Source organism: Rhodococcoides fascians A25f (assembly GCF_000760935.2).
GTDB lineage: Bacteria > Actinomycetota > Actinomycetes > Mycobacteriales > Mycobacteriaceae > Rhodococcoides.
Genome location: NZ_CP049744.1, coordinates 368,156 through 386,826 on the forward strand (window position 1 = coordinate 368,156; position 18,671 = coordinate 386,826).

The window sequence follows — 18,671 nt, forward strand, 5'->3', positions numbered from 1 at the left end:
GGAATTTCGACCCCTGCTACGAAGTTTCGCTCACCTGCGGCGCAGCCGCTCTGCCGTCAGGCGGTTGCCCGACGCGGCAGCTTCCAGTCCGGACGTACCCAGTGGCAGGTGTATCCCTCGGGGTACTTCTGCAGGTAGTCCTGGTGCTCGGGCTCGGCCTCCCAGAAGTCTCCTGCCGGGGTCACCTCGGTGACGACCTTGCCCGGCCACAGTCCCGACGCGTCGACGTCGGCGATCGTGTCCTCGGCGACGCGCTTCTGCTCGTCGTTCAGGTAGAAGATCGCCGACCGGTAGCTGGCACCGATGTCGTTGCCCTGACGGTTCTTGGTGGACGGATCGTGGATCTGGAAGAAGAACTCCAGTAGATCGCGGTAGGACGTCTGGGTGGGGTCGTAGACGACCTCGAGGCCCTCGGCGTGATTGCCGTGGTTGCGGTACGTGGCGTTGGGAACCTCGCCGCCGGTGTATCCGACGCGGGTGGAGACCACTCCCGGAAGCTTGCGGACGAGCTCCTCGGCTCCCCAGAAGCACCCTCCGGCGAGGATGGCGGTTTCGGTGGCTGCAGACATCGTTACTCCTTATGCTCTATCGGTCGATACATGGGGTCCAACGAACGAGCGGCCGTCATAATTCCGAGTCGTGGGGGCGTTCGCCGACCTCGAGAACCAGTTTGCCGGTGTTGGCACCGTCGAACAACAGGTTCAGTGTCGATCCGAAGGCGGCGACGCCGCCGATCTCGATCTGCTCCCGTGCGGTCATCTTGCCGCTGCTGAGCAGCTCTGACAGGGCATCGATACCCTCCTGGTACCGATCGAGGTAGTCGAAGATGATGAAGCCCGTCATCGATGCGCGATTGATCAGCAGGGACAGGTAGTGCGCAGGCCCGGGCTGCGGATCGGTGGCGTTGTAGCCGGAGATGGCTCCGCACAACACCACTCGCGCGCCCTTGCGCAGACGTGAGAGAGCCGCGTCGAGAATCTCGCCGCCGACGTTGTCGAAGTACACGTCGATGCCCTTCGGCGCAGCGGCCTTCAGGCCCTGGTACACCGACTCGTTCTTGTAATCGATCGCCGCGTCGAAGCCCAGTTCCTCGGTGAGCCACGCGCACTTCTCGGGACCGCCGGCGATGCCGATCACGGTGGCTCCCTTGGCTTTCGCGATCTGACCCGCGATGCTGCCCACGGCGCCCGCGGCTCCCGAGATGACGACGGTATCGCCCTCGGTCAGCTTGCCGACGTCCATCAGGCCGAAGTATGCCGTCAATCCGGGGAAGCCGAGGGCTCCGAGCCACGTGGGTGCCGGTGCGACGGATTCGTCGACCTTCTGCACTCCCGTGCCGTCCGACAGTGCATGCTCGGTGACGCCGAACGAGCCCGAAACGATCTCTCCCACAGCAAAATCGGGGTGATGCGATTCCAACACCCGTCCCACGGCATGCGCGCGCATCACCTCGCCGATGCCGACGGGCGGCACGTACGAGCGTGCATCGTTGAGCCAGCCGCGCATGGCCGGGTCGAGAGAGACGTAGTCGACGGTGACGACGAACTCGCCGTCGCCCGGGGTGGGAATCGGTTCCTCGGTCAGATCCCACGTCGAGTCGTCGGGACGTCCCACCGGGCGCTGAGCCAATCGGATCTGACGGTTCACAGATGTCATCTACCGTTCCTTCCACATCGAAGACGTGCATGTCGAAAACAGGGCACTTCGGCACTAGGGCAGAATGACGTCACGATGACCAACGCGCCGAACACCACCCGCCTCGCCCCCCGACTCGTTGCCAGCGATGTCGACGGCACCTTGCTCGACCAGCATGAACGCGTCACCGAACGCACCAAGCGTGCCGTCTCGGCCGTAGTGGCCGACGGAGTGCCGTTCGTGCTGTCCACCGGCAGGCCGCCGCGATGGATTCAACCCGTCGTCGACCAGTTGGGATACGCACCGATGTCGGTGTGCGCCAACGGTGCGGTGATCTACGACGCGGCCACCGATCGGGTGCTCAGCGCCGAGACGTTGTCGGTCGAGACGCTGCAGTGGTTGGCCGACGTCGCCTACCGCGCGTTGCCCGGCTGCGGTCTGGCCGCCGAGCGAGTGGGGCAGACCGCACACGACTCGGCCACACCGCAGTTCGTCAGTTCGCCCGGCTACGAGCATGCGTGGCTCAACCCCGACAACGTGGAGATGACCGAGGACGACGTCGTCGACGTCCCCGCGGTGAAGCTGCTGATCCGGCTCTCGGGATCCACCAGCGGCCATATGGCCGACATTCTCGCGCCGCTGATCTCCGGTCGCGCCGACCTGACGTTCTCCACCGACAACGGACTCATCGAGCTGTCGGCCCCGGGGATCACCAAGGCGTCGGGACTGGCCAAGGTGGCCGAGACGCTGTCGGTCGACGTATCGGACATCGTCGCCTTCGGTGACATGCCGAACGATGTGCCGATGCTGTCGATGGTCGGACTCGGCGTTGCGATGGGTAACGCACACCCCGCTGCCGTCGCGGCGGCGAACGAACAGACCGTCACCAACGCAGAAGACGGAGTGGCGCAGGTTCTCGAACGCTGGTGGTGACGCGTCGCCGCCGGATCAGGGGCGGATGACGCGTCGACCCGGCCACATCCGGCCGCGGACGTCGTCGAACACGATGCGCACCGCATGTCCGTCCCGTTGGGCGTGAATGTGCAGGTGCGGCTCGGTCGAGTTGCCCGAATTCCCGACGACTCCCAGCAGTTGGCCGGCCTGCACGCGCTGCCCCGCGGTGACAGCGACGCTTCCCTTCTTCAGGTGCGCGATCAGAATCTCCTCCGACCCGGCTCCCAGCACCACGTGATTTCCCGCCGGTTTCGCCGGGTTGAGCTCGCCGTCGTTCAGGCCGTCGCCGCACCTGAGCACCTCGGCGTCGACGGGGGAGTGCACGGGTGAACCGAAGGCGTAGTAGTCCTCGTCGCATCCGGCGAGAACCCCGCGATGCGAGGAACCACGAACATCGACCGCGACGAGATCCAGTGCCGCGCGCTGGAGTGGTGCCTCCCAGTGATGATTGAACAGTCTGCCCTCGCCTGCGGCCACCTCCCACCGCCCACCGGCGACCGGGAAGTGCAACCGGAGAGTCGTCGAATCACGCACGGCACGTTGGCGACTCGCAACCGTAGCCGCGACGGCACAGACTGTGAGCACCGCTTCGAACGAGAAGGAGTCGGTGTCGAAACCGGCGGTCCAGTCGTCGATTCGCACGGCCGATACCGCGCACACCAGCAGCAGCATCGCGCTGATCGGAACGTACGGAATACCGAACGTCGTCGACGACGGTACCGAGAAGAAGTATGCGAACAGGAACGTCGCGAACATCAGCAGTAGAGATCCGGCCCACTGGCCGCCGTTCTCGGCCGTCCAGCAACCGACGACAGCTACGGCGACGAGCGCGAGCCAGACCAGCTGGGGGATGGAGGACAACAACATAAAGCGCGTCCGCGTAGACATCACTTCACGCTACCCACCCCAACACGAAAGGGCCGAGTCACCAGAGTGACTCGGCCCTTTCGCGGGAATGTCAGCCCGCGGGTGCAGGCTCCGGTGCGGGTGCCGGTTCCACCGGTGCCGCAGCGGGGTTCTGCATTTCCGCATTGTAGGTGTCGTTGTACGTCTTGATCACCGTGGTGACGATTCCGGTGAGCTCGTTGAAGATCAACGAACCGTTCTCGAAGTCCGTCCGGAAGCCCTCCGGCACCTTGAACTCGTCGGTGACCGGCAGACCGAGGACGCCGTCGACGCCACCCTGCTGCAGGTACTGCTGGAAGATCTTGCCGATCACGGCCACAGCCTGACCGGCCATGTTGGTGATGATCTCGCCGTTCTGGAACTGCGCCTTCTCACGGCCGCCGCTCACCTGCACCAGGCCGCTCACCGGTACGCCCAGTGAGCCGGTCTCGCCGCCCGAGGCCAACCACTTCTGCGCAACAGGACTGGTCGACGCCAGACGCTGCAGCTCGGCGACCAGCGCCGGGATGTTCTCGCCCAGAGTGGAACTGGCATCGGTGCCCGGGCGTGACGGAGCCGGGTCGGTCACCGCGGTGTCGGGAGCGGTGTCGGTCGTATCGGGTGACGCCGGTGTGGCATCCCCGCCGCCGAGGTTGGCAGCTGCGATGTCGCGGATCTCGCCGAGCCGGGCGTACCCGGCGTCACCGGGGCATTCGGTGTTGCCGACGTCGCGGTGCCCGAAGATCACCGGCAGGTCGACGGTCTTGCCCTTGCCGATGAACGTGAAATCCGTTCCCTCGGAGGTCATCGTCGTGGTTCCCTTCGGATCCAGACCGGCCTTGCCGAGTCTCCAGCCGAGGAACTTGCCGACCGAGTCGACGGTCTCCTGCGAGGGATCCTCGGTGGAGTAGTCGCCCATCATGGCGACACCCACGGTGTTCTCGTTGAACCCGCCCGCATGGGCACCCTGAACCGGCTTGTCCAGGCCACCGGCGCGGCCTTCGAAGATCTGACCGTACTTGTCGACGAGAGCGTTGTAGCCGATGTCGCACCAGCCGAGCGTCTGCGCGTGGTACGCGTAGATGGCCCGGACGATTTCGGCCGATTCGGACTTGGAGTAGTCGTTGCTGCCCGCGGTGTGGTGCACGGTGGCACCGCCGATGAAGTCGTCGATCGTCGGTGTGGCGCAACGGATCGACTCGTCGGCACCCCACTGGGCGCGGGTGATGACCTTGGGGCCCGCGTCGCCCGCCACCGGAGTGGCGAGGTCGCTGAGTGCGGAGTCGGCCGGGGACGTGCCGGGGGTGATGAGTACGGCACTGATGTCGTTCACTGCCGAGGCCAACTGCTCGGCCGAGCTCTCCGGTGCAGCTTCGGGCTGAGCAGGCTCGATCGGGGCCGCGGGGTCCACGGGGGCCGGATCCTGCTGGCGCAGTGGCTTGCTCGACGACGCCGGGGTGTAGCCGAGGGGCTGTTCCGCGGCGGCGGGAGCGGGAGCCTCGGCGGCAGGAGCATCTGCAGCAGGAGCTTCGGCAGGCGCGTCAGCAGCGGGCAGCTCGACGACCGGAACCTCGGGAACAGGTGCACTCGCGAAGCTTTCGGGAGCGGCACTGCTCGTCAGAGGCGTCAGCAGCACCTGCACGGCCTTGGTCAGTCCGACGAAGATCGGTTCGGTACCTTGCTTTCCCGCAGCGGGAACGGAGTCGTCGGCAGTGCTGTCGACCGGTGCGGTCTGCAGCCACGGTCCCCAGGATCCGTCCTCGAGCTGCCGGCGAACCTGTGCAGACGCACCGTTCAGCTGCTCGGAGGTCAACGCCACCATGCTGAACGGGGTGTCCTGCGATATTTCCTTGACTGCCGCACCGAGCGGCGGCCCGGTGGGGTCGGCAGCTTCGGGGTTGACCGGTGCCGATGCGTCCACCCGGGGAATCGGTGCCTGCGCGGTCGCGTTCCCCGGCGCCGGCGTGGTCAGGCCCGGAATGTCGGGGATCTGGATCGGCGGGATCACGATGGAATCCGGCAGCGGCAGATACTTCAGATCGGAGAGCCGTAGATCGGGCAGCGGCAGGCCGGTGAGCTCCTGCAGCGGAATCACGATGTCCGGTGCTGCGCTGAGTGCGGTCTCGACGATCGTGGTCGGCACGGTGACCGGGGTTGTCTCGTTGGCCGGTCGAACTCCGGTTGTCGTGCTGTCGGTGAGGCCGGCGACCGCAAAGGGGGTCGCGACGGCGAGTAGTGCGACAGCACCGAGAACGATCGACGGCTTCGTTCGACGGTTCGGCAAGGCGGTACTCCCTGGTTGTTGGTAGGTACGCGTCGTAGGATCTCGATTGCTGAACATCACGTATCACATCAGCAACATGAGTCCCATCAGACACAAGGCTAAACCTTAGCTTGACAGTTAGCCACAGCCGGGTAGTTCCGGTGGCGCGGCGCGTCGGACATGTCGCCTACGCTTTTCAGCTGTGACTGTGCACTTCATCGGAGCCGGACCAGGCGCTGCGGACCTCCTCACGCTGCGGGCCGTCGAGTTCCTACGATCCAGCCCGGTCTGCGTTTACGCCGGTACCTATATCGACGACGCCATCCTCGAACACTGCCCGGCCGGTACCCGCCTGGTCGACACCGCGAAGCTGGACCTCGACGCCATCACCGCTGAACTCGTCGCCGCCCACGAGCGCGGGGAGGACGTCGCCCGCCTGTGCTCGGGCGATCCGTCCCTCTACTCGGCGCTGGCGGAACAGTCCGCCCGACTCGACTCCGCAGGCGTGCCCTGGGATGTCACCCCCGGCGTGCCGGCCTACGCCGCTGCTGCCGCGTCACTGGGCGTCGAGCTGACGGTTCCCGAGGTGACGCAATCGGTGGTGCTCACCCGCGCGCAGGCTCGCTCGACGGCGATGCCCGACACCGAGGCGCTGAAGAACTTCGCCGCCACCCGCGCGACGCTCGGATTGCACCTGGCGATCACCCGCACCCGACTCATCGCCGACGAGCTCACCGAGTTCTACGGGCCGGATTGCCCCGCGGTGGTCGTCTTCCACGCCAGCAAGCCGGACGAGCTGATCCTGCGCGGCAACCTGGGTGATATCGCCGATCAGGTCGAGGCCGCGGGCCTGCGTCAGGCCGCAGTCATCCTGGTGGGGCCCGCCCTGGCTCGACGCGTCGTCGCCGAATCGCATCTGTACGACGCGTGCCGAGACCGCTCGTGAAGATTCATCTGATCGGCATCGGCGGCGGACATCCGGACCAGGTGACGGTGCAGGCCGTCGAGAAGCTCCGGGCCGTGGACGTGTTCATCGTGGCCGACAAGGGCGCGTCCGTCGGCGATCTCGGCGCGGCCAGGCAGGAGATCCTCGACCGCCACCACGGTGGCAGCTACCGGGTGATCGAGGTGCCCGACCCGCCGCGCGATCGGTCGCCCCGGCAGTACGAGACCGCCGTTCTCGACTGGCACGACGCCCGCGCCCGCGCTTACGCCGACGTGCTCGACGGTCTCGCGGAGGGCACCGTTGTCGGGTTCCTCGTCTGGGGAGACCCCGCGCTCTACGACAGCACTATCCGCGTCGTCGAGCGGTTGGCTGCACTGCGCGGCGACATCGAGTTCGATGTCACACCGGGCATCTCCAGTGTGTCGATGCTGGCTTCGAGTCACCGGCTCGTACTCAATCGCATCGGCGGACCGATCGTCATCACCACCGGCCGCAACCTGGCGGGCGACGTCGCTGCCGGGCTGGACAACCTGGTGGTCATGCTCGACGGCAACCTGGCCTGCAGCGCGCTGACCGGCGCGGGGTGGGGCATTCATTGGGGTGCCAACCTGGGCACGGTCGACGAGAAGCTGGTGGCGGGGCCACTCGACGACGTCTTGGCAGACATCCGCCGCGCCCGCGACGAGGTCAAAGCGACGCACGGCTGGGTGATGGACACGTACCTGCTCCGACGCCTGACCCCGTGACACCGGACCGGCCGACCGATGCCTGGTGGGGTAGAGCGGTCACGATCGTCGGATACCCTGGTTGCCCGTGACTGCTGTGAGCTCCGAGACCACCTCTTCCGACGCCTCCGCGACCGGCCGATACGACTTGATCGTCGTCGGATCCGGGTTCTTCGGACTGACCGTGGCCGAACGGGCGGCGTCCCAGCTGGGCAAGCGTGTTCTGGTGCTCGATCGTCGGCATCACCTGGGTGGCAACGCGTACTCCGAGGCCGAGCCCGAGACGGGTATCGAGATTCACAAGTACGGCGCGCATCTGTTCCACACCTCGAACAAGCGGGTCTGGGAGTACGTCAACCAGTTCACCGACTTCACGAGTTACCAGCACCGCGTCTTCGCTCTGCACAAGGGCCAGTCGTATCAGTTCCCGATGGGCCTCGGCCTGATCTCGCAGTTCTTCGGCAAGTACTTCTCGCCGGCCGAGGCGCGGGCTCTCATCGAAGAGCAGTCCAACGAGTTCGACTCCAAGGACGCGCAGAACTTCGAGGAGAAGGCGATCTCGCTGATCGGACGTCCGCTGTACGAGGCGTTCATCCGGGACTACACCGCCAAGCAGTGGCAGACCGATCCGAAGAATCTGCCCGCGGGCAACATCACCCGGTTGCCGGTGCGCTACACGTTCGACAACCGCTACTTCAACGACACCTACGAGGGACTGCCCGTCGACGGCTACACCGCGTGGCTCGAGAAGATGGCCGCCGACGAGAAGATCGAGGTCCGGCTGAACACGGACTGGTTCGACGTGCGGGAGCAGATCGTGGCCGAGAGCCCTGACGCCCCGATCGTGTACACCGGCCCACTGGATCGCTACTTCGACTACTCCGAGGGCGAACTGGGTTGGCGCACCATCGACTTCGAGACCGAGGTGCTGCCGACGGGTGACTTCCAGGGCACGCCGGTGATGAACTACAACGACGGCGACGTGCCGTTCATTCGTATTCACGAGTTCCGTCACTTCCACCCCGAGCGCGAGTACCCGACCGACAAGACGGTCATCATGCGCGAGTTCTCCCGCTTCGCGAAGAGCGGCGACGAGCCGTACTACCCGATCAACACTCCCGACGATCGGAGCAAGCTCGAGGCGTACCGCGATCGTGCCAAGGCCGAAGCAGCCTCCAGCGGCGTGCTCTTCGGTGGGCGTCTCGGGACGTACCAGTACCTGGACATGCACATGGCCATCGCCAGCGCGCTGAACATGTACGACAACACTCTGGCCCCGCACTTCGAGACCGGCGCACCCCTGGCAGGCGACAAGTGACCGCCAAACACCTCCTCGCCGACGGCGTCGCGGACGCCGTCCCGGTCCTCGGCAAGGCGTTGCTGCAGCGAGTACTGCTGCCCCGCTCGGGTGAGCCGCTCGACGTGCGAACCCTGTACCTCGAAGAAGCGCTCACCAATGCCAAACGGGCACACTCGCTCTCGCGAACCTCGGTCACGATCGGCTCCGAGTCCGAGGTGTCGTTCTGTACCTACTTCAATGCGTTTCCGGCCAGCTACTGGCGGCGCTACAGCATTCTGAAGTCCGTGGTGCTGCGTGTGGAGGTCTCCGGGCACTGCCGAATCGACGTCTACCGGTCCAAGGCCGACGCGTCGCGCATCCACGTCGAGGGCCGTGAGGCCGTCGACGGCGATGCAGCACAAGAGTTTCTGATCGACCTCGGTCCGTTCGAGGACGGCGGCTGGATCTGGTTCGACATCACCTCCGATTCCGAGGTTGTCCTCGAGAGCGCGGGCTGGTACGCCCCCATCGAGGCACCGGGCGAGGCCACGGTTGCCGTCGGCATCCCCACGTTCAACCGCCCGACCGATGCTGTCAAAGCCCTTGTCGCCCTTGGCTCGGATCCGTTGGTTCTCGACGTGATCCAGGCCGTCATCATGCCGGATCAGGGCACCCGCAAGGCCAAGGACGAGCCCGGGTTCGACGAGGCCGCAGCAGCCCTCGGCGGGCGACTCGCCATCCACGACCAAGCCAACCTCGGTGGCTCCGGTGGATACAGCCGCATCATGTACGAGGCGCTGAACAACACTGCCTGCCAACACATTCTGTTCATGGACGACGACATCGAGATCGAGCCCGATTCGATTCTGCGGGCGTTGGCGATGTCTCGGTTCGCCAAGGTCCCCACGCTCGTCGGCGGCCAGATGCTCAACCTGCAGGCGCGTAGTCACCTGCATGTCATGGGTGAAGTGATCGACCGCAGCAACTTCATGTGGACCGGTGCGCAGAACGTCGAATACGACCACGACTTCTCCGAGGACCCGCTGCGCACCAGCAAGCTGCTGCACCGCCGCATCGACGTCGATTACAACGGCTGGTGGATGTGCATGATTCCGCGCGTCGTCGCCGAGGAACTCGGGCAGCCGTTGCCCCTGTTCATCAAGTGGGACGACGCCGAATACGGCTTGCGCGCACGCGATGCCGGCTACCCGACGGTGACCCTGCCGGGTGCGGCGATCTGGCACATGGCGTGGAGCGACAAGGACGACGCCATCGACTGGCAGGCGTACTTCCACCTGCGCAACCGGCTCGTGGTCGCGTCCCTGCACATGCCGGGTGACGGCAAGGGCCTGGTGCTCGACACCATCAAGGCCACCGTCAAGCACCTGCTGTGCCTCGAGTACTCGACGGTCGCCATTCAGAACCTCGCGATTCGCGACTTCCTGGCCGGTCCCGAGCACATCCTCGAGATCCTGCCCACGGCGCTGCCGACGGTGCACGCACTGCGCAAGGAATTCCCGGACGCCGTCGTCGTCGGCAGTTCCACGGAGTTGCCGCTCGCATCCGGTGAGGAGGTCGGAGCCGTCGGCATGCCGAGCAACCCGATCTCCAAGGTCCGTCGTCTGGCAAAGGGCTTGCTGCACAACGTCAAGCCTGCGCACGAGCAGCATCACGAGCGTCCGCAGCTCAACGTTCCGACTCTCGACGCACGCTGGTTCCTGCTCTCCCAGGTCGACGGCGTCACCGTCACCACCGCCGACGGCCGGGGCGTCGTCTACCGCAAGCGCGACCGCGCGCAGGCCGCCGCGTTGCTCAAGGAAGCACTGTCGTTGCGCAAGCAGTTGGCAGCCGAATTCCCCGCACTCAAAGCTCGATACCGTGATGCCGTGCCGCACCTGACCAGTAAGGAAACGTGGGAACGTGTCTTTCGTTACCAGGCGTAAAGGCCAGACCGAGGTGCCGACGGAAGTCCGAATCCTCGAGAAGGTGCAGAGCACAGTCGGCAGTGCACCCGGTGCGATCACCGTCGCGCGTGGCATGTCGCACTTCGGCGAACACGCACTCGGCTGGGTTGCGATCGCCGGAATCGGTGCTGCACTGGACGCGCCGCGTCGGCGTCAGTGGGCATCGGTGGCCGTCGGGGCCGTCGGCTCGCATGCCGCGTCGATCGTGATCAAGCGCATCGTGCGGCGGCCGCGTCCCCACGACCCGGCCGTACGCATCAACGTCTCGACGCCCAGCAAGCTGAGCTTCCCGTCCTCGCATGCGACATCCACCACAGCGGCCGCGGTTCTCCTCGGCCGGGTGACCGGGCTACCGTTACCGGCGGTCCTCGTCCCACCCATGCTGCTCTCGCGCTTGGTGCTCGGAGTCCATTACCCCACCGATGTGCTGGCCGGATCGGCACTCGGCGCGTTGACGGCTGCGGCCGTCGTGAAGTTCGAAGGAGACAAATGAGCGAGGATGCCGCACCCGTAGGCGCACCGCCGAAGAATCTGGCGGACGGCATCGTCAAGGCGCTTCGTCCGCGTCAGTGGGTCAAGAACGTCCTGGTACTGGCGGCGCCGCTGGCGGCAGGCTCGGTCACCGATCGCGACGTGCTGCTGTCCGTTGCGCTCGCGTTCGTCGTGTTCTGCTTCGCGGCCTCGGGCATCTATCTCGTCAACGATGCCCTCGATGTCGAGGCAGACCGCGCTCATCCGACCAAGCGTTTCCGGCCGATCGCTGCCGGTGTGTTGCCGGTCAACGTCGCGTACGGGATGGCCGTGGTCTCACTCGGCCTCGCCATCGGCCTGTCCTTCATCGCGAACTGGAAGCTCGCCCTGGTCATCGGCGTGTACATCGCCGTTCAGCTGGCGTACTGCTTCGGCCTCAAGCACCAGGCCGTGCTCGACATCTGCATCGTTTCCTCCGGCTTCCTGCTCCGCGCCATCGCCGGTGGCGTCGCTGCCTCGATCCCGCTCTCGCAGTGGTTCCTGCTGATCATGGCGTTCGGATCGCTGTTCATGGCGGCCGGTAAGCGGTACGCCGAGCTGCAGCTCGCCGAGCGAACCGGGGCGAAGATCCGCAAATCGCTCGAGAACTACACCACCACCTACCTGCGATTCGTCTGGACGCTGTCGGCGACGGCCGTGGTCATCTGTTACGGCCTCTGGGCGTTCCAGGAGGATGCGGGCACGAGTGCCAACTGGTTCGCCATCTCGATGATTCCGTTTACCATCGCAATCCTGCGATACGCAGTGGATGTCGATGGCGGCGAGGCAGGCGAACCCGAAGAGATCGCGTTGGGAGACAGGGTTCTGCAGCTACTCGCCATAGCGTGGATCGGAGTGGTTGGTGTCGCTGTCTACCTCGCCTGACCAGCGAGATACGCGGGAGGAGGACTCCGCTCGGGGATCGATCACCAGGCCCGTCTTCTGGGTCGGGGCCGTGGTCACCGGAGCGTTGTTCCTCTGGGGTGCGTGGGAGCGCCGCTGGATCGCCGACGACGGCTTGATCGTGCTGCGCACCGTCCGCAACCTGCTGGCCGGAAACGGCCCGGTGTTCAACGCGGGCGAGCGGGTCGAGACCAACACCAGCACCATCTGGACCTACCTCGTGTACGCGGGCAGTTGGCTCAGCGACGGACGCCTCGAGTACGTGGTTCTGACGATCGCACTCGTGCTGTCCACCGCTGCCGTCGTCATCGCGATGATCGGTACGTTCGCGCTTCGGGGTCGCACCGCGACGCGGACTCTGTTCCTCCCCGCAGGAGTCCTGGTCTACATCGCGGTTCCACCCGCCCGCGACTTCGCCACGTCCGGGCTCGAGACCTGCTTGGTCATCTTCTGGCTGGCGACGCTGTGGTTGCTGATGGTCCGCTGGGGCCAGCGCCGCGGCGGTGGCGTCGAACTGCTCGGGCTGGCTTTCTTCGCCGGTCTCGGCCCGCTGGTGCGTCCGGAACTGTCCATCGTGGCCGTGTTCGCGCTGGCGATGATCTTCCTGGCTCCGCAGAGCTGGCTGTCCAGGATCCGGGTGTTCGCCGTTGCCGGAGCGGTTCCGGTGCTCTACCAGATCTGGCGCATGGGGTACTACGGCCTGCCGTACCCCAACACCGCGGTATCGAAGGATGCAGGCGGAGCCAAGTGGTCGCAGGGATTCGCGTACCTGTCCAACCTGGTGGGGCCGTACCTGCTGTGGTTGCCGCTCGCGCTTCTCGTCGTCGGAGCGGCGCTGTCGGTGTCGCGAATTCGGCTGTCGGTGCCGCGGTCGCTCCACGATTGGCTCGCGGCGCTGAGGACGCCCACTGCCGTCGTCGTGTTCGCATTGATCAGTGGTTTCGTCCTCGCCGTGTACGCCATTCGTGTCGGCGGCGATTTCATGCACGGGCGCACGTTGCTACCGGCATTGTTCACGCTGTTGTTGCCGATTTCGGTGTTGCCCGTTGCCCTACCGAAACGCTGGTCTGCAGACCGGGCGACGGCGGTATTCGTCGCCGATGTTCTCGTGTGGGTCGGCATCGTGGTCTGGGCGGTCGCGGCCGCGAATACGACGGGGATGCCGCAGGGCTCGATCGTCGGCCGAAGCGGCATCGTCGACGAACGTGCCTTCTACTCGCTCAACACCGGGCACGCCCACCCGATTCTCGCGTCGGACTATCTCGACTATCCGCGGATGCGCGCGATGGTCGAGGCGATCGAGGACACCCCGGACGGTGGCCTGCTGCTGCCGTCGGCGCAGTTCACCTACTGGGACGTCGTTCCACCGCCGCTGCCCATCCCCGAGGGTGGGTTCGGTCACACCGTCTACTTCCTCAACCTGGGAATGACCAGCATGAACGTCGGCCTCGACGTGCGGGTCATCGATCAGATGGGACTGGCGTACCCGCTGGCGTCGCACACCGAGCGGCTCGAGAACGGCCGGATCGGGCACGACAAGAACCTGTACCCGGATTGGGTGGTGGCCGACCTCGGACTCGTCGGGATCCACCCGTACCTCCCCTGGTACATGGACGAGGACTGGGTCACCGAAGCTCAGGTTGCACTGACCTGCCCCGATACCGAGGAATTGATGGCGTCGTATCGAGCGCCGCTGACGAAGCAATTGTTCGTCCGGAATCTCAAACGCTCGTTCTTCTACGCCGGATATCGATTCGACCGAGTGCCCAAGTACGAAATACAGCGATGTGATCTTCCGGCTCCGATATTGAAAGCCGACAATTAGATGTCAGGACACGAAAGAGTCACCGGGTTGCGCCGAATAGATCTCGACGCCAAGATGAGCTATCTCAATCGTGTAACGGCGGTCGTACTTCGCGCGATATGTGCGAAGGATGTGTATGCGGACGACCTGTACGGCCGATCGACAGACATGATGAACTTGCGAGATCAAGCGTTGATTGCGTAACCGATGTGACGACGAAGCAGCTGAGAGGTCGAGTGCATGCTGGGTAGATGGAAGAGCCGGTCCGTGAATGAGCGTGGGGCGGACAAGCGAGCGGGGTCATGGGGACGCCGCGCCGCCACGTCCATGCTGATGGCGGTGGTCCTCCCACTGGGATTGGCTGTAGCGGGCGGTGGCGCAACTGCCAACGCGGCCTTCGACGGCAATGCCATCGACGTCTGGACCGACTCGAGCATGGGCCCGATCAAGAGCCGGGTGTGGCGGGCAGCGGACGGTAACACCAACCGCGTCGTCTACCTGCTCGACGGTCTGCGCGCCACGACGGACATCTCGGGCTGGGAGCACGAGACCGATGCCGGAGCAGTTCTCGCCTCGTGGAACATCAACGTCGTCGAGCCGGTCGGTGGACAGTCGAGCTTCTACTCCGACTGGTACGCACCGTCGAACTTCAACGGTCAGAAGACCACCTACAAGTGGGAAACCTTCCTGACGCAGAACCTGCGTGAGAACCTGCGCGCCAACTGGGGCTTCAACCCCAACCGCAACGGTGTCATCGGTATCTCGATGGGTGGCTCCGCCGCTCTGACGCTCGCCGCGTACCACCCCGACCAGTTCAGCTACGCGGGCTCGCTGTCCGGCTACCTGAACATCTCGGCTCCGGGCATGCGCGAGGCGATGCGTCTGGCGCTGCTGGACTCCGGTCGCTACAACATCGACGCGATGTGGGGCCCGCCGTGGGATCCGGCGTGGCTGCGCAACGATCCGTTCGTCTTCGCACCTCGTCTGCGCGACAACGGAACGCGTGTCTGGGTCTTCGCAGGTAGCGGTCTGCCCGGCGGACTCGATCGCCCGCAGAGCTTCATCGACTACTACAACACCGCCAACGGCATGGGCCTCGAGGCCATCGCTCTGGCGAACAGCCGCGCCTTCCAGATCCGCATGGCGAGTATCGGTGCCAACAACGTCACCTACGCGTTCCCGGCCGTCGGCACCCACCAGTGGGGCTACTGGGGCGAGCAGATTCGCGTCATGGCTCCGGACCTCAGCGCCAACATCGGTAACTGACCGGCCCGCACAACGTTTCGGTCGTTTCGCCCGCTTTTCGGCCCCTAGTGACAACTCACGACTTTTCAGGGCTGTTCAGCGGGGACGACGCAGGATAGTCTCCTGTTTCGGGGAAACGGCGAGATGAAACTGCGACGCTGATCACAGTTTTGCCTTGGAACCGCTCGATGGAATAACCTCCATCGAGCGGTTCTCCTGTTCTCAGCAGAACCTCAGCTTCTCGAGGCTTCGGTCTTGTCAGCATCCCCAGCTCCACCTCGGCCTCACGGGGCCACCAGTTCGCCCTGTTCGATTGCCGGGGGCCGCTACGACAGCGGAGACCGCGTAGATGAGAGAGAGCACCATTCCATGCGATTTGCCGGCCTCAGCAGTACACCGAAGGCCTCCTCACGCTGGCGTCAGCGCCTGCTCGGCGTCAGCGCAGCAGCGCTCGTTCTGCCCATCGCAGCCGGTGTGGTCGGCGGAGCCGTCGCTGTTGCGGCACCGGCGTCCTTCGTGCACCAGACTCCGGCCGGTGGCCGCGAGGACCTGATCGTTCCGTCCGAGATGGGCCCCATCAAGGTTCAGGTTCAGTGGGCCGCCCGCGGCGGAAATGCTGCTCTCTACTTGCTCGACGGCCTGCGCGCCCGCGACGACCGCAACGCGTGGACGTTCGAGACCAACGCGCAGGACCAGTTCGCCAACGACGACGTGACCCTGGTCATGCCCGTCGGCGGTCAGTCCAGCTTCTACAGCGACTGGTACACCTCGTCGAACTTCAACGGCCAGGAAGTCACCTACAAGTGGGAGACGTTCCTGACGCAGGAGCTTCCGGCGTTCCTCGAGAACTACGGTGTCTCGCGCAGCAACAACGGTGTCCTCGGACTGTCCATGGGTGGTTCCGCGGCTCTGACGCTCGCGGCGTACCACCGCGATCAGTTCAAGTTCGCCGGCTCGCTCTCGGGCTACCTGAACATCTCCGCGCCCGGTATGCGCGAGGCCATCCGCGTTGCGATGCTCGACGCAGGTCGCTTCAACGTCGACTCCATGTGGGGACCGCCGTGGAACCCGGCGTGGCTGCGTAACGACCCGTTCGTCTTCGCACCGCGTCTGCAGGGCCTGTCGCTGTACATCTCGGCAGCCAGCGGTCTGCCCGGCGAGTTCGACCATCCTGCCGCGCCGATCGATTTCTACAACACGGCCAACGGCATGGCTCTCGAGGCGCTCTCGCTCGCCAACACCCGTGCATTCCAGATCCGGATGAACACTCTCGGCATCCCGGCCACGTACAGCTTCCCGTCGAACGGAATCCATGCCTGGCCGTACTGGGGAGCCGAGCTGTGGAAGGCTCGCACCCAGATCCTGGACGCGCTCAACGCCTGATCTCGACAGGTAATCGATGCTCGGAGAATGCCGCCCTGCGCACCAACGCAGGGCGGCATTCTTCGGTTTCGGTGGGATCGAATCCATCACCTCTGTTCACAATCGCACCATCAGTCACAGCGCGTCTGCTGTCCGTCGCCATCCGGCACGTGTAGAAAGACATACGAAGCATGTCTCCTAACGAGACCTTCGAGAGTTCACGTCGAAAGAGAGTCACCATCATGCGCACTGGGCTTGTTCGGTTCGGTCGAATCCCATCGGCCGGCACACGGGCCGGGCGAGCGGCAGCAGCACTGGCCGTCGCCTCCGCGCTGATGATCCCCTTCGCGACGACGACGGTTGCGGCCGCAGCTCCGATTGCACACGCCGGACCCGCCTACACCCAGACCTCCGGCGCCACGGTGACGTCCGTGGACTGGCTTTCCGATCGCCGCGTCGCGCTGTGGATCCAGTCGCCCTCGATGGGTACGCCGATCCAGGTTCAGCTGCTGCTCGCCCGTGACTGGAACATCAACCCCCAGGCGACGTTCCCGCAGGTCTACATGCTCGACGGCCTGCGCGCGACCGACCAGGAGAACGGCTGGACGGCCGAGACCGACGCCGAGTCGTACTTCGCCGACAAGAACGTCAACGTCGTCCTCCCCATCGGTGGCCAGTCCAGCTTCTACTCCGACTGGGTCGATCAGGACAACGGCAAGAACTACCAGTGGGAGACGTTCCTGACCAAGGAGCTCCCGCCGATCCTGGCCAAGGACTGGCGCAGCACCGACACCCGCGGCGTCGTGGGACTGTCGATGGGTGGCACCTCGGCGATGTTCCTCGCAGCGCGCAACCCCGGCTTCTTCAAGTTCGCCGGCTCGCTCTCGGGCATCCTGACCACCACCTCGCTCGGCATGCCGCAGGCCATCCAGTACGCAATGACCGACGCCGGCGGCTACAACTCCAGCGCCATGTGGGGATCGCCGTCCAATTCCCTGTGGGCGCAACATGATCCGTACCTGCTCGCCGACAAGCTGAAGGGCGTCAGCCTCTACATCTCCAGTGGCAACGGCTCCACCGGACCGTACGATCAGCCGTCGCCCATCCCGGGTGTGAGCACCAACTACGCCGGCATGGGCCTCGAGATCCTGTCGCGGTTGACCTCGCAGACCTTCGCCACCAAGCTCAATCAGCTCGGTATCCCGGCTCAGGTGAACTACCGGCCGTCGGGCACGCACTCGTGGCCGTACTGGCAGTTCGAGCTGCACCAGCTGTGGCCGCAGCTCGCCACCGCGCTCGGTGTCGAGGTGGACAAGCCCGCGTGCAGTGCTGCCGGAATGATCGGCAACGCCAGCGGAGCCAACTCGTGGCTCGGACCGTGCCTGACCGAGGAATACAACGTCGCAGGTGGACGCGCTCAGGACTTCACGTTCGGCCGAGTCTTCTTCACCCCCGACACCGGCGCGCAGGTCGTCGCCGGAGCGATCGGTGGTATCTACCAGGGCAACAAGGGTCCCGAGGGTGCACTCGGGTTCCCGAAGACCGGCGAGATCGGTACCCCGGACGGTCGTGGACGGTTCAACGCCTTCCAGAACGGCATGGTCTACTTCACGCCGCAGACCGGTGCTCATGTGGTCAAGGGAGCCGTGCTCGACGAGTGGGCAGCCCAGGGCTACGAGGGTGGGCCCCTGGGCTACCCGGTGCTCGACGAGGTCGTGACTCCGAACAAGCCCGGGTCGGTTCAGGGATTCGAGATCGGTGCGATCTACACCTCGCCCGATGCGGGAGTCCATTCGGTGCAGGGCATGATTCTCGGTAAGTACGGTGAATTGGGTTGGGAGAGTGGACCTCTCGGGTTCCCCAAGTCCAACGAGCTCGGCCCGATCCGAGACGGCGGACGGTTCAACCAGTTCGAGACCGGCAACATCTACTGGAGCCCGCTCAGCGGTGCCTGGTCCACCCCGTACGGCCCGATCTTCGACGCCTGGGGATCGGTCGGCTACGAGGGCGGCCGCCTCGGCTACCCCACCAGCGATCAGTTCGACATCGACGGTGGCGGTAAGCAGCAGAACTTCCAGTTCGGCATCATCACCGTCAAGGACGGCGTGGCGACGATCGCGCCGTGACCTCGAGAGTGCTTCGGAGTCGGTCACGGCTTCAGAGTTCTCTCAGAGCGTGGCTGTACGCTCGCCTGCG

The 18,671-nt window shown here is 65.3% G+C and carries 15 protein-coding genes; 11 read left to right on the forward strand and 4 right to left on the reverse strand.

Features of this window, described 5'->3' with window-relative positions; translation table 11 throughout:
• Window positions 1-56 precede the first annotated feature (56 nt).
• Together msrA and BH93_RS01860 are read right to left on the reverse strand one after the other, a co-directional pair.
• Window positions 57-569 carry a peptide-methionine (S)-S-oxide reductase MsrA gene (gene msrA, locus BH93_RS01855; protein ID WP_032381071.1) on the reverse strand — a complete coding sequence of 171 codons (513 nt, stop codon included), beginning with the start codon at window positions 567-569 and terminating at the stop codon, window positions 57-59.
• 55 nt (window positions 570-624) lie between these two features.
• Window positions 625-1,656, reverse strand: a complete 1,032-nt coding sequence (locus BH93_RS01860; RefSeq protein ID WP_032381072.1) for an NADP-dependent oxidoreductase — start codon at window positions 1,654-1,656, stop codon at window positions 625-627.
• Window positions 1,657-1,731: 75 nt separating this feature from the next.
• Between BH93_RS01860 and BH93_RS01865 the strand changes: the two genes are divergently transcribed.
• Window positions 1,732-2,568: a Cof-type HAD-IIB family hydrolase gene (locus BH93_RS01865; protein WP_037174812.1), complete on the forward strand. Its 837-nt coding sequence runs from the start codon at window positions 1,732-1,734 to the stop codon at window positions 2,566-2,568.
• A gap of 15 nt (window positions 2,569-2,583) precedes the next feature.
• On the opposite strand, the gene BH93_RS01870 is transcribed toward BH93_RS01865, so the two are convergent.
• A complete protein-coding gene (locus tag BH93_RS01870; protein ID WP_080739111.1) occupies window positions 2,584-3,477 on the reverse strand; it encodes a M23 family metallopeptidase in 894 nt (297 codons plus the stop codon).
• A gap of 70 nt (window positions 3,478-3,547) precedes the next feature.
• Window positions 3,548-5,758 (reverse strand): N-acetylmuramoyl-L-alanine amidase, encoded by a 2,211-nt coding sequence (locus BH93_RS01875; protein WP_037174811.1) that lies wholly within the window; start codon window positions 5,756-5,758, stop codon window positions 3,548-3,550.
• Window positions 5,759-5,939: 181 nt separating this feature from the next.
• Here BH93_RS01875 and cobM point away from each other — a divergent pair, with 181 nt between their 5' ends.
• From cobM to BH93_RS01925, 10 genes are all read left to right on the forward strand, one after another.
• Complete coding sequence (gene cobM, locus BH93_RS01880) at window positions 5,940-6,683, forward strand: precorrin-4 C(11)-methyltransferase (protein WP_037174810.1); 744 nt, start codon at window positions 5,940-5,942, stop codon at window positions 6,681-6,683.
• Window positions 6,680-7,429 (forward strand): precorrin-6A synthase (deacetylating), encoded by a 750-nt coding sequence (gene cobF, locus BH93_RS01885; RefSeq protein WP_037175124.1) that lies wholly within the window; start codon window positions 6,680-6,682, stop codon window positions 7,427-7,429. Before cobM ends, cobF begins: the two co-directional genes overlap by 4 nt.
• Window positions 7,430-7,496: 67 nt before the next feature.
• Window positions 7,497-8,726 (forward strand): UDP-galactopyranose mutase, encoded by a 1,230-nt coding sequence (gene glf, locus BH93_RS01890; RefSeq protein WP_052065253.1) that lies wholly within the window; start codon window positions 7,497-7,499, stop codon window positions 8,724-8,726.
• Window positions 8,723-10,630, forward strand: a complete 1,908-nt coding sequence (locus BH93_RS01895) for a glycosyltransferase (RefSeq protein ID WP_037174809.1) — start codon at window positions 8,723-8,725, stop codon at window positions 10,628-10,630. Before glf ends, BH93_RS01895 begins: the two co-directional genes overlap by 4 nt.
• Window positions 10,608-11,144 (forward strand): phosphatase PAP2 family protein, encoded by a 537-nt coding sequence (locus BH93_RS01900; RefSeq protein WP_170944675.1) that lies wholly within the window; start codon window positions 10,608-10,610, stop codon window positions 11,142-11,144. The genes BH93_RS01895 and BH93_RS01900 overlap by 23 nt, the downstream gene beginning before the upstream one ends.
• Complete coding sequence (locus BH93_RS01905) at window positions 11,141-12,046, forward strand: decaprenyl-phosphate phosphoribosyltransferase (RefSeq protein ID WP_037174808.1); 906 nt, start codon at window positions 11,141-11,143, stop codon at window positions 12,044-12,046. Before BH93_RS01900 ends, BH93_RS01905 begins: the two co-directional genes overlap by 4 nt.
• Window positions 12,024-13,889, forward strand: coding sequence for a flagellar motor control protein ZomB (zomB, locus tag BH93_RS01910; protein ID WP_037174807.1), 1,866 nt, complete (start codon window positions 12,024-12,026; stop codon window positions 13,887-13,889). Before BH93_RS01905 ends, zomB begins: the two co-directional genes overlap by 23 nt.
• A 219-nt stretch (window positions 13,890-14,108) precedes the next feature.
• Complete coding sequence (locus tag BH93_RS01915) at window positions 14,109-15,134, forward strand: alpha/beta hydrolase (RefSeq protein ID WP_371829223.1); 1,026 nt, start codon at window positions 14,109-14,111, stop codon at window positions 15,132-15,134.
• Window positions 15,135-15,482: 348 nt separating this feature from the next.
• A complete protein-coding gene (locus BH93_RS01920; protein WP_052065252.1) occupies window positions 15,483-16,496 on the forward strand; it encodes an alpha/beta hydrolase in 1,014 nt (337 codons plus the stop codon).
• Between the two features lie 221 nt (window positions 16,497-16,717).
• Window positions 16,718-18,601: an alpha/beta hydrolase-fold protein gene (locus BH93_RS01925; protein WP_371832083.1), complete on the forward strand. Its 1,884-nt coding sequence runs from the start codon at window positions 16,718-16,720 to the stop codon at window positions 18,599-18,601.
• Window positions 18,602-18,671: the final 70 nt, after the last annotated feature.